This is a genomic window from Aequorivita flava (assembly GCF_038742595.1).
Lineage (GTDB): Bacteria > Bacteroidota > Bacteroidia > Flavobacteriales > Flavobacteriaceae > Aequorivita > Aequorivita marisscotiae.
Genome location: NZ_JBANCF010000004.1, coordinates 93,185 through 109,107 on the forward strand (window position 1 = coordinate 93,185; position 15,923 = coordinate 109,107).

13 protein-coding genes are annotated in these 15,923 nt (G+C 37.2%); 4 read left to right on the forward strand and 9 right to left on the reverse strand.

All coding sequences use genetic code 11. The features are described from left to right. Positions 1–55: 55 nt before the first annotated feature. The 5 genes from VZD24_RS07355 to VZD24_RS07375 form a co-directional block, all read right to left on the reverse strand. Complete coding sequence (locus VZD24_RS07355) at positions 56–2,011, reverse strand: AAA family ATPase (RefSeq protein ID WP_342686372.1); 1,956 nt, start codon at positions 2,009–2,011, stop codon at positions 56–58. Next, positions 2,011–3,066: a hypothetical protein gene (locus VZD24_RS07360; protein WP_279447991.1), complete on the reverse strand. Its 1,056-nt coding sequence runs from the start codon at positions 3,064–3,066 to the stop codon at positions 2,011–2,013. Before VZD24_RS07360 ends, VZD24_RS07355 begins: the two co-directional genes overlap by 1 nt. A 222-nt stretch (positions 3,067–3,288) precedes the next feature. Beyond that, positions 3,289–4,632, reverse strand: a complete 1,344-nt coding sequence (locus VZD24_RS07365) for a microtubule-binding protein (RefSeq protein ID WP_279447990.1) — start codon at positions 4,630–4,632, stop codon at positions 3,289–3,291. A gap of 289 nt (positions 4,633–4,921) precedes the next feature. Further along, complete coding sequence (locus VZD24_RS07370) at positions 4,922–5,536, reverse strand: DEAD/DEAH box helicase (RefSeq protein WP_342686373.1); 615 nt, start codon at positions 5,534–5,536, stop codon at positions 4,922–4,924. Positions 5,537–5,770: 234 nt separating this feature from the next. Continuing rightward, positions 5,771–6,172 (reverse strand): VOC family protein, encoded by a 402-nt coding sequence (locus tag VZD24_RS07375; RefSeq protein WP_342686374.1) that lies wholly within the window; start codon positions 6,170–6,172, stop codon positions 5,771–5,773. 309 nt (positions 6,173–6,481) lie between these two features. Here VZD24_RS07375 and ku point away from each other — a divergent pair, with 309 nt between their 5' ends. Both ku and ligD read left to right on the forward strand, forming a co-directional pair. Continuing rightward, positions 6,482–7,261, forward strand: coding sequence for a non-homologous end joining protein Ku (gene ku / locus VZD24_RS07380; protein ID WP_279447986.1), 780 nt, complete (start codon positions 6,482–6,484; stop codon positions 7,259–7,261). 2 nt (positions 7,262–7,263) lie between these two features. Next, complete coding sequence (ligD, locus tag VZD24_RS07385; protein ID WP_342686375.1) at positions 7,264–9,693, forward strand: DNA ligase D; 2,430 nt, start codon at positions 7,264–7,266, stop codon at positions 9,691–9,693. A 31-nt stretch (positions 9,694–9,724) separates the two neighbouring features. Here the strand turns inward: ligD and VZD24_RS07390 are convergent, their stop codons facing one another. Then, on the reverse strand, positions 9,725–9,862 hold the full coding sequence (locus VZD24_RS07390; RefSeq protein WP_279447984.1) for a hypothetical protein: 138 nt from the start codon (positions 9,860–9,862) through the stop codon (positions 9,725–9,727). 216 nt (positions 9,863–10,078) lie between these two features. Here VZD24_RS07390 and VZD24_RS07395 point away from each other — a divergent pair, with 216 nt between their 5' ends. Then, the gene (locus VZD24_RS07395) at positions 10,079–10,927 is read left to right on the forward strand and encodes an SDR family oxidoreductase (protein ID WP_342686376.1); all 849 of its coding nucleotides are present in this window, start codon (positions 10,079–10,081) and stop codon (positions 10,925–10,927) included. Between the two features lie 17 nt (positions 10,928–10,944). Here VZD24_RS07395 and VZD24_RS07400 read toward each other — a convergent pair whose 3' ends face one another. Genes VZD24_RS07400 through VZD24_RS07410 form a run of 3 tightly spaced genes read right to left on the reverse strand, consistent with a single transcriptional unit; the run spans position 10,945 to position 14,789 of the window. Beyond that, a complete protein-coding gene (locus tag VZD24_RS07400; RefSeq protein WP_279447982.1) occupies positions 10,945–11,853 on the reverse strand; it encodes a M14 family metallopeptidase in 909 nt (302 codons plus the stop codon). A gap of 45 nt (positions 11,854–11,898) precedes the next feature. Next, positions 11,899–12,951, reverse strand: a complete 1,053-nt coding sequence (locus VZD24_RS07405; protein ID WP_279447980.1) for an ATP-grasp domain-containing protein — start codon at positions 12,949–12,951, stop codon at positions 11,899–11,901. Positions 12,952–12,953: 2 nt separating this feature from the next. Continuing rightward, a complete protein-coding gene (locus VZD24_RS07410; protein WP_342686377.1) occupies positions 12,954–14,789 on the reverse strand; it encodes a peptidase MATCAP family protein in 1,836 nt (611 codons plus the stop codon). A 291-nt stretch (positions 14,790–15,080) separates the two neighbouring features. On the opposite strand from VZD24_RS07410, the gene VZD24_RS07415 reads away from it, so the two are divergent. Next, positions 15,081–15,887, forward strand: a complete 807-nt coding sequence (locus VZD24_RS07415; protein WP_279447978.1) for a hypothetical protein — start codon at positions 15,081–15,083, stop codon at positions 15,885–15,887. Positions 15,888–15,923: the final 36 nt, after the last annotated feature.

The following is a 15,923-nucleotide window of genomic DNA, read 5'->3' on the forward strand; positions in this document are numbered from 1 at the left end:
CCGGTAGTTTTTTTGGCTTATAGTGGGTAATTTTCCACGGCAGGAAATCTTTGGGTTAATTGTCAAAAAAACTGCGAGCGGCCAATTGAACTTTCATATCGGCAATGCGCCCTTCTACCTGTCGTTTAAAATCAGTGTCGGCTATGGTTGCAACATTATCCAGGTATCGTACGGTTTCCTGCCTTCTAATATCGCTAAAATTGAGGCCTTTCATATTTTGCTTCATCAAGTCTTGCAACATTTTAAACTTTGTGTTGTAATCTTTTTTGAAGTAAAGCGTCGGGTCTTCAAACCATTCCTTAGGTAAATCGAAATCTGATAATCTAAGCGAAATAGCACTCTGAATATTCCGGATATCGCGTGAAGAGAAAAAAGCAAATTCCTTTTGTATATTTTTATATAATTCTGCGAAAAACAAATGCTGATTGGGGTTGTATTTATTTTCCGTACGCTCGTATATTTCCAAAACCTTTGCTTCTGTTGGCTTTTCGTTTTGGTTTAATATTTCGCCTAAATTTTGAACCAGACCTTGCTCGCTTAAAAATGTATATTTTTCAGGATTTGACATATTTACGAAATCGGGCATGGTTTTTTCAAACTTGCGCCACCAAAGGTAATCTTGGTCAATAAAATCTGGAATAGTTCGTGCTCCGTCTATCTTAAACCTACCTTGTACACGGCTAATAACTGCCTTATCTAACATTTCTGGAAGATTGGTAAATAAACCAATGCTGCTATTGCCGTAATTTATGGCGTAGGCGCCCTCTGTATATCTCAGAAATACGCCTATAACTTCTTTTACACCTGCCGAAACGCCTTGTGCGGTTCGTTCCTGTAAATTGTTTTCTGCATCATCAATTGGTGCAAAAATTAGTTTTGTGGGATCGCTCAACGGCTTCATCCACTGTACCATTTTTTCGGCGCTACCGCCCTGAAAAGTAGAAATTAAGGTATCTGGCATGGGATGGAAAAGAAAAGGAATATCCAGATTATCGCAATGCATTTTTAATCTTGTTGCGATTGCTGCTATTAGCATACTTTTTCCAGTACCGGGAATTCCATATCCCATAAATACGGGCATAAACCCACCTAATTCTTGAAAAGGATTTTTTTTCGCTTCAAAATCATAGCTCAGCATACGTTCGGTTAAACGGCGAGCGAAGTGTTTTGCATCGCGATTTCCTACGATTTCCTCGAATTGTATTTTATTGAATTCAACACTTTTGGCGGTACCTTCCAAGGTGTTTTCCCATCCTGAAATGGCAAAGTCGCTTTTTTCAAGTTTATAGGTGCGGTCTTCAATGGTTTCGGTAAAATCTAAGGAAGCAATTCGCATTTGAATTTCAACGATAATCGCTTCAAAAAATACAACACTAAAAATTGCAACATCTTCGTCGCTCGTAATAATTTCAGGGTGATTTAAGTATTTGTCAAAGTAAAACAACATACACGAAATACCCTTGAGTGGCGACATAAGGGATAATTCGGGGATACCGGCAAATTTGTTTTTCATTACCGCCAGATCGTCCGAAACGCTTGGTTTTAACTCGTGTAAAATTCTGTAGGCGCAACCGTAAAGCATAAATGCCGTAGCGGTTTGTTGTTTACTGTCAAATTCGTGTCTTTGGGCAGCGTCTAACGTAGTGAGTTTTTCACTTAAGGCCGATAAGCCCGAGGCATCGGAGTAATTATCGCGAAGCCATATGGCCATTGTCAATCCCTCTTGTAAGGCTAAAAGTCCTTGGTTTAAACGCAAGGGAATGGCTATTGAATCTGGCAATAGTCTTTTTTTTAGCGCCAAAATGGTCTTTGAAATTGAAATAACCTCATTGTTTGCCGTGCCATTTGCCTTGGCCAAATACATCATAATTGAAGTATCGGCCACGTTTTTGTCGCGACGTTTTGCTTTGCTGCCTTGTTCCCACTGAATTCCTTTTAAATAGGAAGTAGCCTCATCGCGAAGCGCCTCTAATTCTGAAAGTTTTATAGGAAATGTACTGTTATGTTCCATCAATTTAATTTTAATTCGGGGATTTCAATTGGGTCTATAGTTAGTGAATGGAGTGTTTCGGGAATTTTATCGTACAGTAGTTGCATGACCCGATGCGAAGTAAACAAATATTTCTGTCGCTTTTTATGCTCCCAAAGTTGTAATTCCTGTCTGTTAAAAATATTGCCCTCACTAAAATTGCCCGAACTGTATATTTCGTCTATTGAAATTGAAATAGCATAAGCCGAAATAGCTACTGTTTTATCTACAATTCCTTGCAATAAAACGTGGGTTATATCTAGTTCGTCTTTTGCAAAAATGTTGTGAAGGGGGCCAAAATCCATAACTTTTAATTTTTTGGGCAGTAGTTTTGGCAATTTTTTATCTATGGCATAGGCCATCATATCTAAACTCATGCTTCTGTTTGCTACGTCCTCAAGTACTTCGTATATTTTAGGTGTATATTCACTAACCGATTCTTTGTACAAATCGAAATTTAAAAAGCAGATAAACGCACGGTTTAGTGTAATATCGTAAAAGCTCCAACTCACCATAAATTCACCATCAGATTTATTAATATTCGTAATAATCTTACCTTGAATAAATCGTCTGAAAATATAGTTTTTATCTACCGAAGTGTAATAAATTATTGAAGCAGCTTGCCGTAACTTTCTTTCTGAAATATGTTCGCGATCCTTTAAAAGGGTTTCCAAAAACTCCTTTTTTAAAGTTTCTACTTGTGGAAGCTTATTTAGATGTTCGTACCGTAAACTAAGGTCGTTGATAAGATATCTAAATTCTAAATAATTGGGAAAGCCAGATTCGGTGAGATCTACCCGCATTTTTTCCTCATCGTCAAAAAGGTATTTTATTCTGAAAGCTTCCAGCGAGTAGGTGAGTAGTTCGCAGTATTGCTTTATAAAGGTTACCTCAATTGGATTACAAATGTCGTTTTTTGCCAAAGCATCCTGAAGGTTCTTAAAAGCGTGATTTACAATTTTAAAATACACTTTGTATTGATCCTTGGTTTCAAGAATAGCACTGTCTAAAGGAGTAACTATGGAGTTTAGTGACATTTTTTTTGTTCAGATTTCAGATTTTGGATTTGAGACGTAAGACCATTTGTGTCTTCGCTAAAGCTTTGGAACACGTGGACGCTATAGGACTTAAGACTGCTTGGTTGAAAGATTTAAGACTAAACTAATTCAATCTTGTACATTTTTAGTTGTATGTGCGACGTCATTCAGTCCTAGGTTCATATATTAAACGTCATCTTCCCATTACCAAAAGACTATCAATTAACTAAGCAAATCGTCCGGGACATCTGTTTTTGGCTTTTTTGGCGCAGGATTGTCGTCTTTTTCGGATGGGGCATTGGCATCTTTTGCGTAATATTCTTCGAAGATTTCTTTCATATCAATGCCATAGCGGTCTGCGAAATTTTTCTGGATTTCACCGTCTTTCTTTCTAATTTCCTGTAACGATTCGGCATAGCTGGAATACACACCTTGCATTACTTTTTCGTGAACCGGAATGTTGTCCATCATTTCCTGTCTGGCCTTGGCGCTTGCGCTGTGCATTGAAGCTAAGGTTGCACCAATGTGTTCGTCTGTTTTTACACCCAAATGTTCTAAAATGGCGGCAAACTCTTGATCTGTCCTGGCTTTTAACGCAACCACATAACCGTCGTAATATTTAAGTCGCTCGTCTGTATCGCTCTTTAATTTGGCGCGATGGGTTTGCAAGTTGCTACGTAAAGAGGTTAATACTTTTATGGTTAAATTGTGTTTTTGCACAAAACTATCTTTACTTGCAGCCAAGGTAGTGTAGGCGTTTTTGAGCCCTTCCAATTCTTCAACTTTTTGTTCAATAGTTGTAACTTTTCCTATGGCTTCGCTGTATTCTGGCGATTGTTTATCGCTAATTTCTTCCAAGGCTTGGCGAGACTGTTTTAAAAGTGCGTATTGCTCTTCTAATTTAGCTTCGGTTTCTTCTTTTTTCTCTAATGCTTTTGTGTGGTTTTTACTGGCTTCAACGATTGCTACTTGCAGTTTTTCCTCAACTTCCTTAATTTCAACTTCTCTATTTTTAAGACGATCTACGGCAGCTTGACTTTTAAAAGAAAGTTCGCTCAGTAAGGTTTGTACATCGGCGCTTTCAATTCGTTCCTGAAACATTTGTTTCGCCTTTAAATCTGCACCGTCGCGTGTTTTTTGTGCGGCGACAAGTTCTTGTTCTTTTTTTCTAATTCTCGCCTTTCGGCCCCAGAGATTGTTCCACCAGTTATCGGTAACTTTTTCGGCATCTTCCAGTTCCATTTTGGCACGTTCCAATGCTTTTACAGCTTGGTCTATTACTTTTTGTTCGGCAGGATTTAAGGTGCTGAATTTTTCAAAAACGATTCCTACCTCATCTTGATAGTCGGTGAGGTCTTTAATGGCATCTAACAAGTTACCTCGGTCTTTTTCAGCCATTTCAACAACGTCGTCTAAGGTTGCGTTTAAAATGCGCTGTCTAACTTCGGGATCATCTTCCTGGGCCAACTTGCTTTTCATTTGGTCTACGGCCTTGCCCCAGTTTACATCAACCTTTCCCTGCGTGGTGTTTTTATCTGTTTCTAATAAATCGAAATCGTCTGCCATTGTAGCTATTTTTAAAGTTTGTAAAATTTTAAAATTTGAATGGTCAATGTCGGAAAAAAAAATGATTTTTTAAATTAAAATTTCTGATGAGGCCGAAATATATATTTCAATTTAGACCAATATGCACAATTAAAACTCCATTTATTAATGGTTTGGGAAAGAATGATAATTTTTAAATCGCACAGAATTTGCAACTTACATTGGTTTACAAGTAAAAAGGCAAACGATGGATGGGCTATTATTTTAGGACTTTATTTTTAATTTGAAACTTTAGATTTCGAAAAAAACTTTAAGATATTGAAACCTTTTTTGAATACTCCATAAAATAATTTTCGAACCGTTTAAGCATGGGGTGCATTTTTTCGGCATAAAGCACATATTGGCATTTTTGAATACTTTGGGTAATAGACATAATTGCAGCATACGCCGATTTTTGTGTTAAAAATTCGGCGTCGTCTATGCTAAAAAGTTTTAGGTCGGCTATACTTACGCCATTCATTAAAAATAACTTGTTCATAGATTTTGGGGTCGAAATAAGAATATCTATCCCCATGGCAATCTCCGATTTTTGAACATCTACGTGCAACTCTTCATAACCAACATATACGCGCAGCGAACTGTGTTTTGTGTACATTAAAAATTGATCGTAAAGCTGCATAGCCAAATCTTTATTTTCAACTAAAATTACGGCCCGCGGTGCATTTCCTATAGCCCTACATTTTAATTTTTGAAGTGTAGTAATAATGAGTGTAGTGGTTTTGCCACTACTTTCTGGCGCCATGCAATATACATTGGCACCGCTTTTAATAACGGGAATACTCGCACTCTGAAAGGGGGTAGGTGTTGTAATTTCAAGTTGTTCCAACTTTTCCTTGATATCGGCGTGTAGTTTTTTAAAAGGCATATTATTTATAAAGGGTTATAACAAGAAAGTGAATTAGGCAAAGATACAATTAAGATAAAGCGCAGCGGGCCTTTAATTATAAAGTTCGCTAAAGGTTATTAGGAATACAGATATAAAAAAACAAATTACAAGCGTAGCCTGTAATTTGTTTTAATTTGCTGGAAACAATAAATAGCAGTTTCTAGTGGCGTATAGGTTACTAACGCCAATAGACTATATTTTATAGAGCAGCATTTATTTTTTATAATTAATCATCCACCCAATACCGAATTTATCGGTACATCTGCCATATTGAGCGCCCCAAGAAGTTTTTTGAAAAGAGGTGTGTATTTTACCCGAGCTGGCAAGCTTTTCGAAGGCTTCTTTGGCTTCGTTTTCGGTATCCATATCTACACCTAGATGTATATTTGTGCCGTCGGTTAACGGAGTATCCGGAGAGGCATCATAACCGAGTAATGTGAAATTTTTTCCCTTTAGTTCGGCGTGCTGCCATTTGTTTCTATAATTGTCTGGAATATCAATTTCCTTGTTTTCATAGGTTTCAGTATTTTTAATTTCGCCTCCGAAGATTTCTTGGTAGAAATTAAACGCTTCCCGACAGTTTCCGCTAAAGGCTAAATAGGCTTCAATTCTCATAGTTTTAGTTTTTTTTGGTTTTTAATTAAGCTAAAGCTACGCATCGTCTTTAGAAAATAAAATAATTTATATGTTGTTTAACATCGGTTGTTAAGGGGGTATTAAAGGAACTATGGCTGTTCTTCAAAAAAAAAGCGTTTTACTTTTATACCAGATTGTATTTGCAACTCAGGGTGGTATTGTTTCCATATTATTATTCCTTTTAAACCACAACCTATCTACTTCAACTTAAAGGATAAAAAGCTAAAGAATCGTGAAAGGAAACAGCAATTACCCACAATAGTTTTAATTTTAAATAAAAATATAATTATGAGATCAATTTGGAACGGCTCCATCAGTTTTGGCCTTGTGTCTATTCCCATAAAAATGTACAGCGCAACGGAAGATAGAAGGCTGGACTTGGATATGTTGGATAAACACGATAATGCGCGTATCCGGTATAAACGTGTTAATGAGGAAACTGGGAAGGAAGTAGCTTGGAAGGATATAGTAAAGGGATTTAAAAAAGACGATGCCTATGTGGTTTTGGAGAAAGATGATTTTGAAAAAGCCAATATGAAAAAAAGCAAAACCATAGACATTGAAGAATTTGTGGACGAGGAGGAGGTAAGCGACCTACTTTTTAAGAGCCCTTATTTTTTGGAACCCCAAAAGGAAGGAGGCAAAAGTTACAACCTTTTGCGAGACGCACTAAAAAAAACCGGGAAATTGGGAGTTGCAACATTTGTAATGCGGCAAAAGGAAAACCTGAGTTTAATCGGGGTTTACAAAAATGTGCTGGTGCTACACGTTATCCGTTTTGCGGAGGAAATTCGCGATCCTGCAGATTTAAAATTATCAGACACAAAAGTTTCAAAAAAGGAAGTTGAAATGGCCCTATCACTAATTGAAAATTATACCGAAACTTTTAAACTGGATAAATACAAAGATGTTTACAACAAACAGTTGATGAAAATAATTGACAATAAAAGCTCAGGAAAAAAGACCAAAACCACAAAAATTGACAATACTCCAACCCCCGCCAAAGATTTAATGGCTAAGTTAAAAGCCAGTTTAGAGAAGAAAAAGAAAAAAGCCAAAGCCTCATAATTGTGGGATTGAACGAATACATAAAGAAACGCGAATTCAACAAAACCCCTGAGCCGCCGGGCGATTTAGATAAATCTAACGGGTTGCGTTTTGTAATACAAAGGCACCAAGCGCGCCACTTGCATTATGACCTGCGTTTGGAAATGGAAGGCGTTCTTAAAAGTTGGGCAGTACCTAAAGGGCCATCCTTAAATCCTACGGACAAACGTTTGGCGATTATGACCGAGGATCATCCGGTAAAATATTTAAGCTTTCAGGGCACTATCCCAAAAGGCAACTATGGCGCCGGGGTTATGAGCATTTGGGACCAGGGAACATATAGCGTATTAAAAAGTGAAGTGGGAAGCGACCCCGTAAAACAATTAAAAAACGGCGATTTAAAAATTGAATTCTTTGGGGAAAAAATTAAAGGGAGTTTTGCACTTGTACGCACTGCGCGAGGCGAAGAGAAAAACCAATGGCTACTGATTAAAAAAACAGATAAATACGCAACCCAACTGCATTACGACGCCGAAATTTTTGAAGCCACACCACAATCTAAAGCCGTTGCAAGTGAAATTTCATTAAACATAGACCAATTTGTAAAGCCCATGCTTGCCAGTCCGGCAAAAAACATTTTTAAGGATCCACAATGGGTTTTCGAGTTAAAATGGGATGGATACAGAATGTTATCTCATATAAAAAATGGCGAAGTGTCGCTTTATTCGCGGAATGGGGTAATGTACAATACTAAGTTTGCACTCTTGCAAAACGAATTGCAAAACATTCCACATAATTGTATTCTCGATGGCGAAGTAGTTATTGTAAATAAACAAGGAAAGCCCAATTTTCAGAAACTTCAAAAGTACGATCCTAATAAAACCGTTGGGGAATTGCGCTATTACGTTTTTGATTTGCTTCACTTAAACGGTCACGATACTATTGCCTTATCGTTACTTGAAAGAAAAAGTCTGCTTCCCGATATTTTAGAAGGTTTAAAGCACGTTTATTATTGTGACCATATTGAAGGTATGGGGCCAACGCTTTACAACCGGGCTATTGCTGCAGGTATGGAAGGGGTAATTGCCAAAAAGGCCGATTCTACTTATACACCTGGTTATAGAAGTGAAAAGTGGTTAAAAATAAAAGATAGTACTACTGAAGAAGCCATAATTTGTGGTTATACCGAGTCTGAGAGCGGAGGAAGTATTTTCGGCTCCTTGATTTTAGGGATGTATAAAGGCGAAAAGTTGGTGTATGTTGGTAATTGTGGTTCAGGTTTTTCAAATAAAGAGCAAAGGGAATTATTAAAAAAGTTGAAAGCTATAGAAACCGATATAAACCCATTTGCCAAAAAATTGCCGTTAAAAGGAAGAATTCCACATTTTGTAGCTCCAAAATTAATCTGCGAAGTAAAATTTTCTGAGTGGACCAAAAACGGTCTAATGCGGCATCCCGTTTATAAAGGCCTGCGAAATGATAAGGAACCCGCAGAAATAACTCCACAAACTGTAAAAGAAGGATCAGTTTCTAATTCGAAAAAAAATTCTTCAACCTTAGAAGTAGATGGTTTTCAGGTGCCTCTTACTAATTTGGAGAAGGTGTATTGGCCCGATGCCGGATATACCAAATACGATTTAATAGATTACTATTTAAATATTTCAGACATCATATTGCCCTACCTTATAGATAGACCTCAAAATTTACACAGGCATCCCAATGGTATTCGCAATGCCTCTTTTTATCAAAAGGACAATGAAACTTTGCCGGAATGGGTAAAAACGGAAGAAATATATTCTAAATCGTCAAAGAAAAACATTGCGTATTTGTTGTGCCAAAATGTGGCAACGTTGCTTTATATGGCGAATTTAGGGTGTATTGAAATAAATCCATGGAACGCAACCATTCAAAATTTGGAGCGCCCCACATACACGGTTATAGACATAGATCCTTCGGCTAAAAACACTTTTAAAGATGTAATTGAAGTAGCTCTTGCCGTAAAAGAAGTTTTGGATATTGCAAATTTAGAAGGCTATCCAAAAACTTCGGGTTCCTCGGGGTTGCATATCTATATCCCCTTAGATAACAAATACAGCTTTGAAGAAGCGCGGGATTTTACAAAACTGCTGTGTTATTTTGTTCAAGAAAAACTCCCAAAGTTTACAACTATGGAACGCGCATTAACAAAACGCAAAGGGAAAATATACTTGGATTATTTGCAAAACCGACGCGGACAAACCTTGGCAGCGCCCTATTGTGTACGGCCGAAAGAAGGAGCTCCGGTTTCTGCACCGCTGCTTTGGAGCGAACTAACTTCTGGATTATCTATTTTGGACTTTACAATAAAGACCATGCCCGAACGAATTAAAAAAATGGGCGATATTTTTTCCCCTGTATTACAAACAGGTATTTCAATGGAGGCCGCAATTGATAATTTGAATTCAGAAAAGTAAGTTTATAACCCACTCTAATAAAAGTCTAGACCTATTTTTTCTTTTTAACACCCTTATTGGCAGGTTTGGGTAAATCGCGTTCTTTCTTTGTGTCCTCCGGATCTTTTTCCACTTCGCCATATTGGTTGTAATCTCGTTTTTTACCAAAACCATTCGTTGTATCTCCCATAATATAATTTATTTGATGATTAATTTTTAGTGTTTTGTACTTTAAAATTAAATAATACTTTAAAGCACAACCTTCACATTTATAAAACTTTAAATCCCCTTTAAGTGGAATTTAACACCTATGCAGATTAGCAAATACTAGCGCTGTTAATTTCCTATTAAAAATAATATACTCATTTTTCTTTTTTATTATTTTAATGGTTTAAATGAAGTTTCTATGAAAAAGGAGAAAAAAATCCCCGATCAAACACAAAGGCAACCCGGTAAGGAAACAAAGATGAAACCGCAGCCCGAAATTATTCGTAAGGGGTATAAAGGAAGTGAAAAATTAAAAAATAAAGTGGCTCTAATAACCGGTGGCGACAGCGGAATTGGTAGGAGCGTAGCTGTGCATTTTGCAAGAGAAGGCGCCAATATTGCTATTGTGTATTTGGAAGAAGACAAAGATGCCAAAAAAACCAGCGAAATGGTTAAAGCAGAAGGGAGCGACTGTATTATTATTGCAGGAGATCTTAGAGATGCTGTTTTTTGTGAAAAGGTGGTGGAGCAATGTATATCCAAATTCGGAAAGCTGAATGTCGTAGTAAATAATGCCGCAATGCAATTTGCCCAAGACAGTCTATTGCAGATTAACGATCCACAATTGCACCAAACTTTTGAAACCAATATTTATTCGTATTTCCGCATAACGCGAGCTGCCTTGAAATATTTAAACGAAGGCGATTGTATAATAAATACGAGTTCGGTTACGGCATATCGGGGGAGTGATCATTTAATAGATTACGCAAGTACCAAAGGAGCAAATGTAAGTTTTACACGTTCCTTGTCTAAAAATCTTGCAGCAAAGAAAATCCGCGTTAATGGCGTGGCGCCCGGACCAATTTGGACACCTTTAATTCCTGCAACCCTAGACAATGTTTCGGACTTTGGTAGAGATACACCTTTGGGTAGGCCGGGCCAACCCAGCGAGGTGGCGCCCGCTTATGTTTATTTGGCTTGTGAGGATAGCAGTTATGTAACTGGACAGTTTATACACGTAAACGGTGGAGAAATAATAGGAGGGTAGCGAAAAGTGCGGTTTGTTTACTGTGCTTCCGTTACTACAAAAAAGCCGTCATTTCCTTGCTTTTGGTACAATGGCATAAAAATATAGGCATCCCATTCGCTATAAATGGGTTTTCCGTTTTGCTGTGCCAATAGCTCACCTTTTTTAATCGGTTGGAAATTTTTATAACCGGGTTGCATTTTAAATGTATCGTTGTTATTTAAACCGTGACGATAACAGATTTCAAAAGTTTTTTGTTCTTCTTTATTTTTTTGAAGCATTTTAGCGGCTTCGGGGTATTGGTTTAGTTTGTTTAAATCTAAATCGTTGGCATTTTGAATTGCTAGCCAGATAATACCTTCGTGATTCATTTTTGCCACTTTGCTTTCGTGTTGTCCACCTTCAAAAACAAAACCGGTTATTCCAATTCTACTTTCGTAATGGTCTATACACCCAAGCACTATATCGGAAAATCCGCGGATAATATGGGTGGGAAATTTATGTGCCCATGCGTCATTGTCATTCACTTCCTGAACTGAAATATAGGGTAGGCTAGCTGCAGAAGTGGTATGACAGTCTAAAAAATATCGTTCGGTAAATTCTTCTTTAGAAAATTGATTTAAAACGTCAATAATTTCAAACATTTCTTTCTTTTCCTGGCTGTCTGTTATTTTATTTTGAATATTTTCTACCGTCCACGTTCGGTTTAAATCTTCATCTATAAAACGAACGTCTCTTTCGAGCGCCGCTCTATTTCCCGATACACCGACAATTTTACCCTTTATTTCAGGTTTTTCGGCTTCTAATATTTTAAATACATTTTGAAGGGCCAAAACACCACTGGGCTCATTGCCGTGGATTCCAGCAGATATAAACAGCAACGGACCTTCAATTTTAGAAGTATAGGTTCCTATAATTCTAGGTATTTTATTTTCTAACTTTTTCATTTCATTTTTAATTTTTCTTCACACAGCTTACAGTATAAATTCAAATTAATCCATGGTGGCTAATTCTTTGTTGGTCAGGCTATTTTTATAATATTTTTTATATTCAATTTTTCGTTCAATAGCTTCAACTACGGTGTCTGTAAATGCGGGCAGTTTTATGTTTTCGCAATAATCCAATCCACCTGGACTTAAAACATTAATTTCTATTAATTTATCGTTTACAATATCTAATCCCACGAAGAAGAGTCCGTCTCTAATTAATTTTGGAGCCGTTAATGAAACAATTTTTTCTATTTCGGGAGTGAGCTTTGCTTTTTTAGCTTTTGCACCCAAGGAGAGATTGCTTCTAAATTCGGAATTGTCGCTATTTACCCTTCTAATAATTGCTTTTTCGCCGTTTTCTTCGAGAATTTTCCCATTCATTAAAATTACCCGTACATCGCCTTTGCTTACTTCTGGTAAAAATTCTTGAGCAATTATATAGCCTTTAGCACTAATAGTATCTACTATTTGATTGAGATTTTTTTTGGCCTTATCAATTAAATACACATCTTGACCGCCTGAGCCTTCCAAAGGTTTTAGCACCATTTTTTTACCCATTCGTTCCCAGAATTCCAGCAAGTCTTCTTTATTACGAGTAATTAAACTGTCGGGTTTAATTTCGGCAGGTAATTCTTCAAAATATAATTTATCAATAAATGCGTGGCTCATGGCAAATGCGTCGTTTAACACCAAAACCCCACTTTGCTGAATCATTCGCGCAAAGGCAATGCCGCTGTGTTCTGCCCAATGCCTGTCTGATGTTTCTTCGGTAGGATTATTGCGCAAAAACACTACATCCATATCTGTGCTGGGCACCGCTTTTGCTTTTAATTTATCGTCTTGCACCTGTTCCCAAAATTCTTCAACGCTTTCGCCTTTTACAGATGCGGGTATTTTTTTACAACGCAGACTTATATTTTCATCGCGATGAAAGATAAAATCGCCCACACTCATTACATACACTTTATGCCCACGCTCGTGCGCTTTTTTCAATATAACTACCGTCGTCCCGCAGGCTTCGGTTTTAATGTCGCTTATAACAAAACATATTTTCATTTTTAGAGTAATTTAGAAAGGGAAACCCCTTGTTTAAGTTTGTTTATTCGTTCTATAAAATCTTTTTTCTGTAGGTATCTCGGTTTTAATTTGGGTGGTTTTAAAAGGCCACGGGCTGTTAGATCTGTAATCATTGGCACGTGTTTTAGTGCAAATTTTCCCGCTAGCAGAAATTCCAAATCCCCACCATTTATAAGATATTCGCGCAGTTGAACCAAGCCTTTTAAGTAAATAATATCTTTTAAGAAACCCCCACCTTGAAACATTCTGGACGTAATATTGAAAGCCCGTTCTTTTGAAAAATTATGGGTGGTATAAAGCAGATGAAATACTTCTTTAAATTCGGCATTATCCATTAACGCTGCACCGGCTACCACCCGGCCAGCCAACATGCGCAGACGGTTGGCAGAAAGGCCGCCAATTAAATATTCTGAAAGCACCGCAATTCCTTCCTGTAAAGGATCGTAATCTGCAAAACCTACACTTAACTGGCTCAGTGATTGTTGCAATCCGTTGTAATGGGTTAGGGCGTGCGTACCTATTTCGTGCTGAATTAATGCCTGTGCCTCTTTTTTTGTTAAAGTGTAATCTGCCGGTAAGTAAAGCTCGCCGTTGCTCACCATCATTACGTTTACATCTTTTCGAATATGCACTTTACATTGGTAATTGGGGTCTTGTTGTTTAAAGAATTCGAATTCTGTTTTAGCCATTTTAGCGAAGGCGGTTGCATCTAAAATCTCTTTATTTTCTTCTGAAATATCTTCAGGAATATGTTGAAGAATTAGTTCGGCTTCAGCAGAAAGCGTTTTTTCCAATCCTTTGTAAAGACGTACGCTACTGTAAAAAAAGTTTTTAGAGCCGCGTTCCTTCAGCATAGTTAGCTGTTGGTCCAGTTCCTCTCTTTTTTCCTGAAAAAGGTAGGACAAGGCGGGGTCGTCAATTTGGTCTATCGCTAAGTTATACAGTCGTCTTTTTAGAATATCCGGATCAATTGGCAGAAGTCGATAATGATATTCTTCCACATCTTTAAAATTGCTTTCAAAAAATTTAGATCGGATGCTTTGTATATTAACGGGAGCTACCAACAACAGAAACTGATAACTGTTTTCTATGGCAGTAAGTTCCCGGTCCATTTTAAAGACCTCCTTGTGAATTTCTCTTTTTCCCAGGGCGTAATAGCTGGCCAGATTGCTGGAAGTTTGCACCCGCAAAAACTCAAAAACCGATTGATGGATCGCTACAGCTACACTTTCTTGAAATTGCCTAAAGTACAACGGAAAAACCTCTCCATTTTCAGCGCGATACACCGGTGGGATTTCTAAACCAATTAGCGTACCGCCACAATCTTTTATTTCGGAAATGCTCATTAAAGCATCTTCGGATTTTTGTTGCCGTTGTTTGGTTTGTTCTATGGTGGCGTTAAGTTTTACACCGTAGGTTGTACCTTCAATATTTTCTAAGGCCTTACGCAGTACTTCTAACGACACCGGTAATTTATGGGAAGGGCCGCGAATTACAAATTCAGTACTGTTTGTAGGGCCACTATAGATTTCCATTAAAAAAAAGCTACCGAATCTAGCACTCATTTTTGCGGTAAGTTGCCGGATAAATTCACTGAAATAGTCAAAATTATCCTCCCCGATAATCAAGTAACTTGCGCCCGTTCGGGCAAGTCGCAATGTAGCTTTATCATCAGGGCGTTTCCGATAAATTAGGAGAAAAGGTACATCGTGCTCCAAAAACAGAAAACCGCCATGAGGCAAACTTTTTACAGTGCGTTTTCCGTCTGCGAGTTCACCAATTAATTCATCTTTTTCCGTATCGGCCTCAGCCTTCATGAGCTACTTGTTTTTTAGGTTTTGTATTATTTACATGTATGGTTTTGGGAATATATAAAAAAGGGGTGGGGGTGTAGATTGGTTTAAATTTTATTTAACAGGCAATTGGGAAGGATTTATAAGATGTGTTTAATGTTCTGTTAAGTGAAAATAGGGTGGTTTTTTTACTATTTAATTGGTGTTGAAACTTTTTCAATTGGTTCAATATTTAGTATATTTCAATAATTGTAGGATTATATATTACTTACATTTGTTGTTTTTAAAATTGATTAGAATCTAAAACCGTTATTTATGAAAAGATGTTTAACAATTATTGCGCTATTGATTGTTGTTATTGGCTATTCGCAGGTTGGTATAGGAACCGTTGATCCTAAAAGCGATTTGCATATTGTGAAAACCGCTGATAACGATGGTGGTAGCATACAAATTGATGGAGGAATACGTTTGGGAGGAACAGAATCAGTTCAGGGATCAAAAGGAAAAGTTGGGCAGGTATTAATGAGTACTGGCTCTACAGCTGAATGGGTAACTATAGGTAAATTTGATGGATACTTCTCTGATTGTGCGGTTCCGAATAAAGTGATTTATGTAAATATTGATCTTCCAAGTGGAAGTAATGGGAATCAGGTAAACGTGACATCGTCTCAAATGACGAATGCTTTAAACAGCTTACCCGATGGAGGTATTGTGGTGTTAAGGACTAATAATATTACAACCTATACAGACGCTACTACCCGATTGACGATAGAACTGCCGAAGGCTGTTAATGTCTTAAACAAACCGTTTGCCATTGCCTTTGATGGCCCTAATAGTACTAATAATATTTTAAATAATAATAAATCTATTGAAATACTGGTTAAAACAACGGATGATCCATCATATGTATATGAACTGAGCACAGTTTCTTCAACTCGTAAATTTTTCATTAAATCTTTCCCTGATAATAATAATAATGATTATAAAATTTCTGAAATAGAAAATAATTCAGGAAGGGCACAGCATATTTTATTATTTAATTCGTACACCATAAAGGCCATTAATAGCAATACCTGGTCATTTACAACACGGGATTGTTATGTGCAGAATCCTAGTAATTAATTTTTGTTCGGAACGTATATAATTATTGTGCTCTAC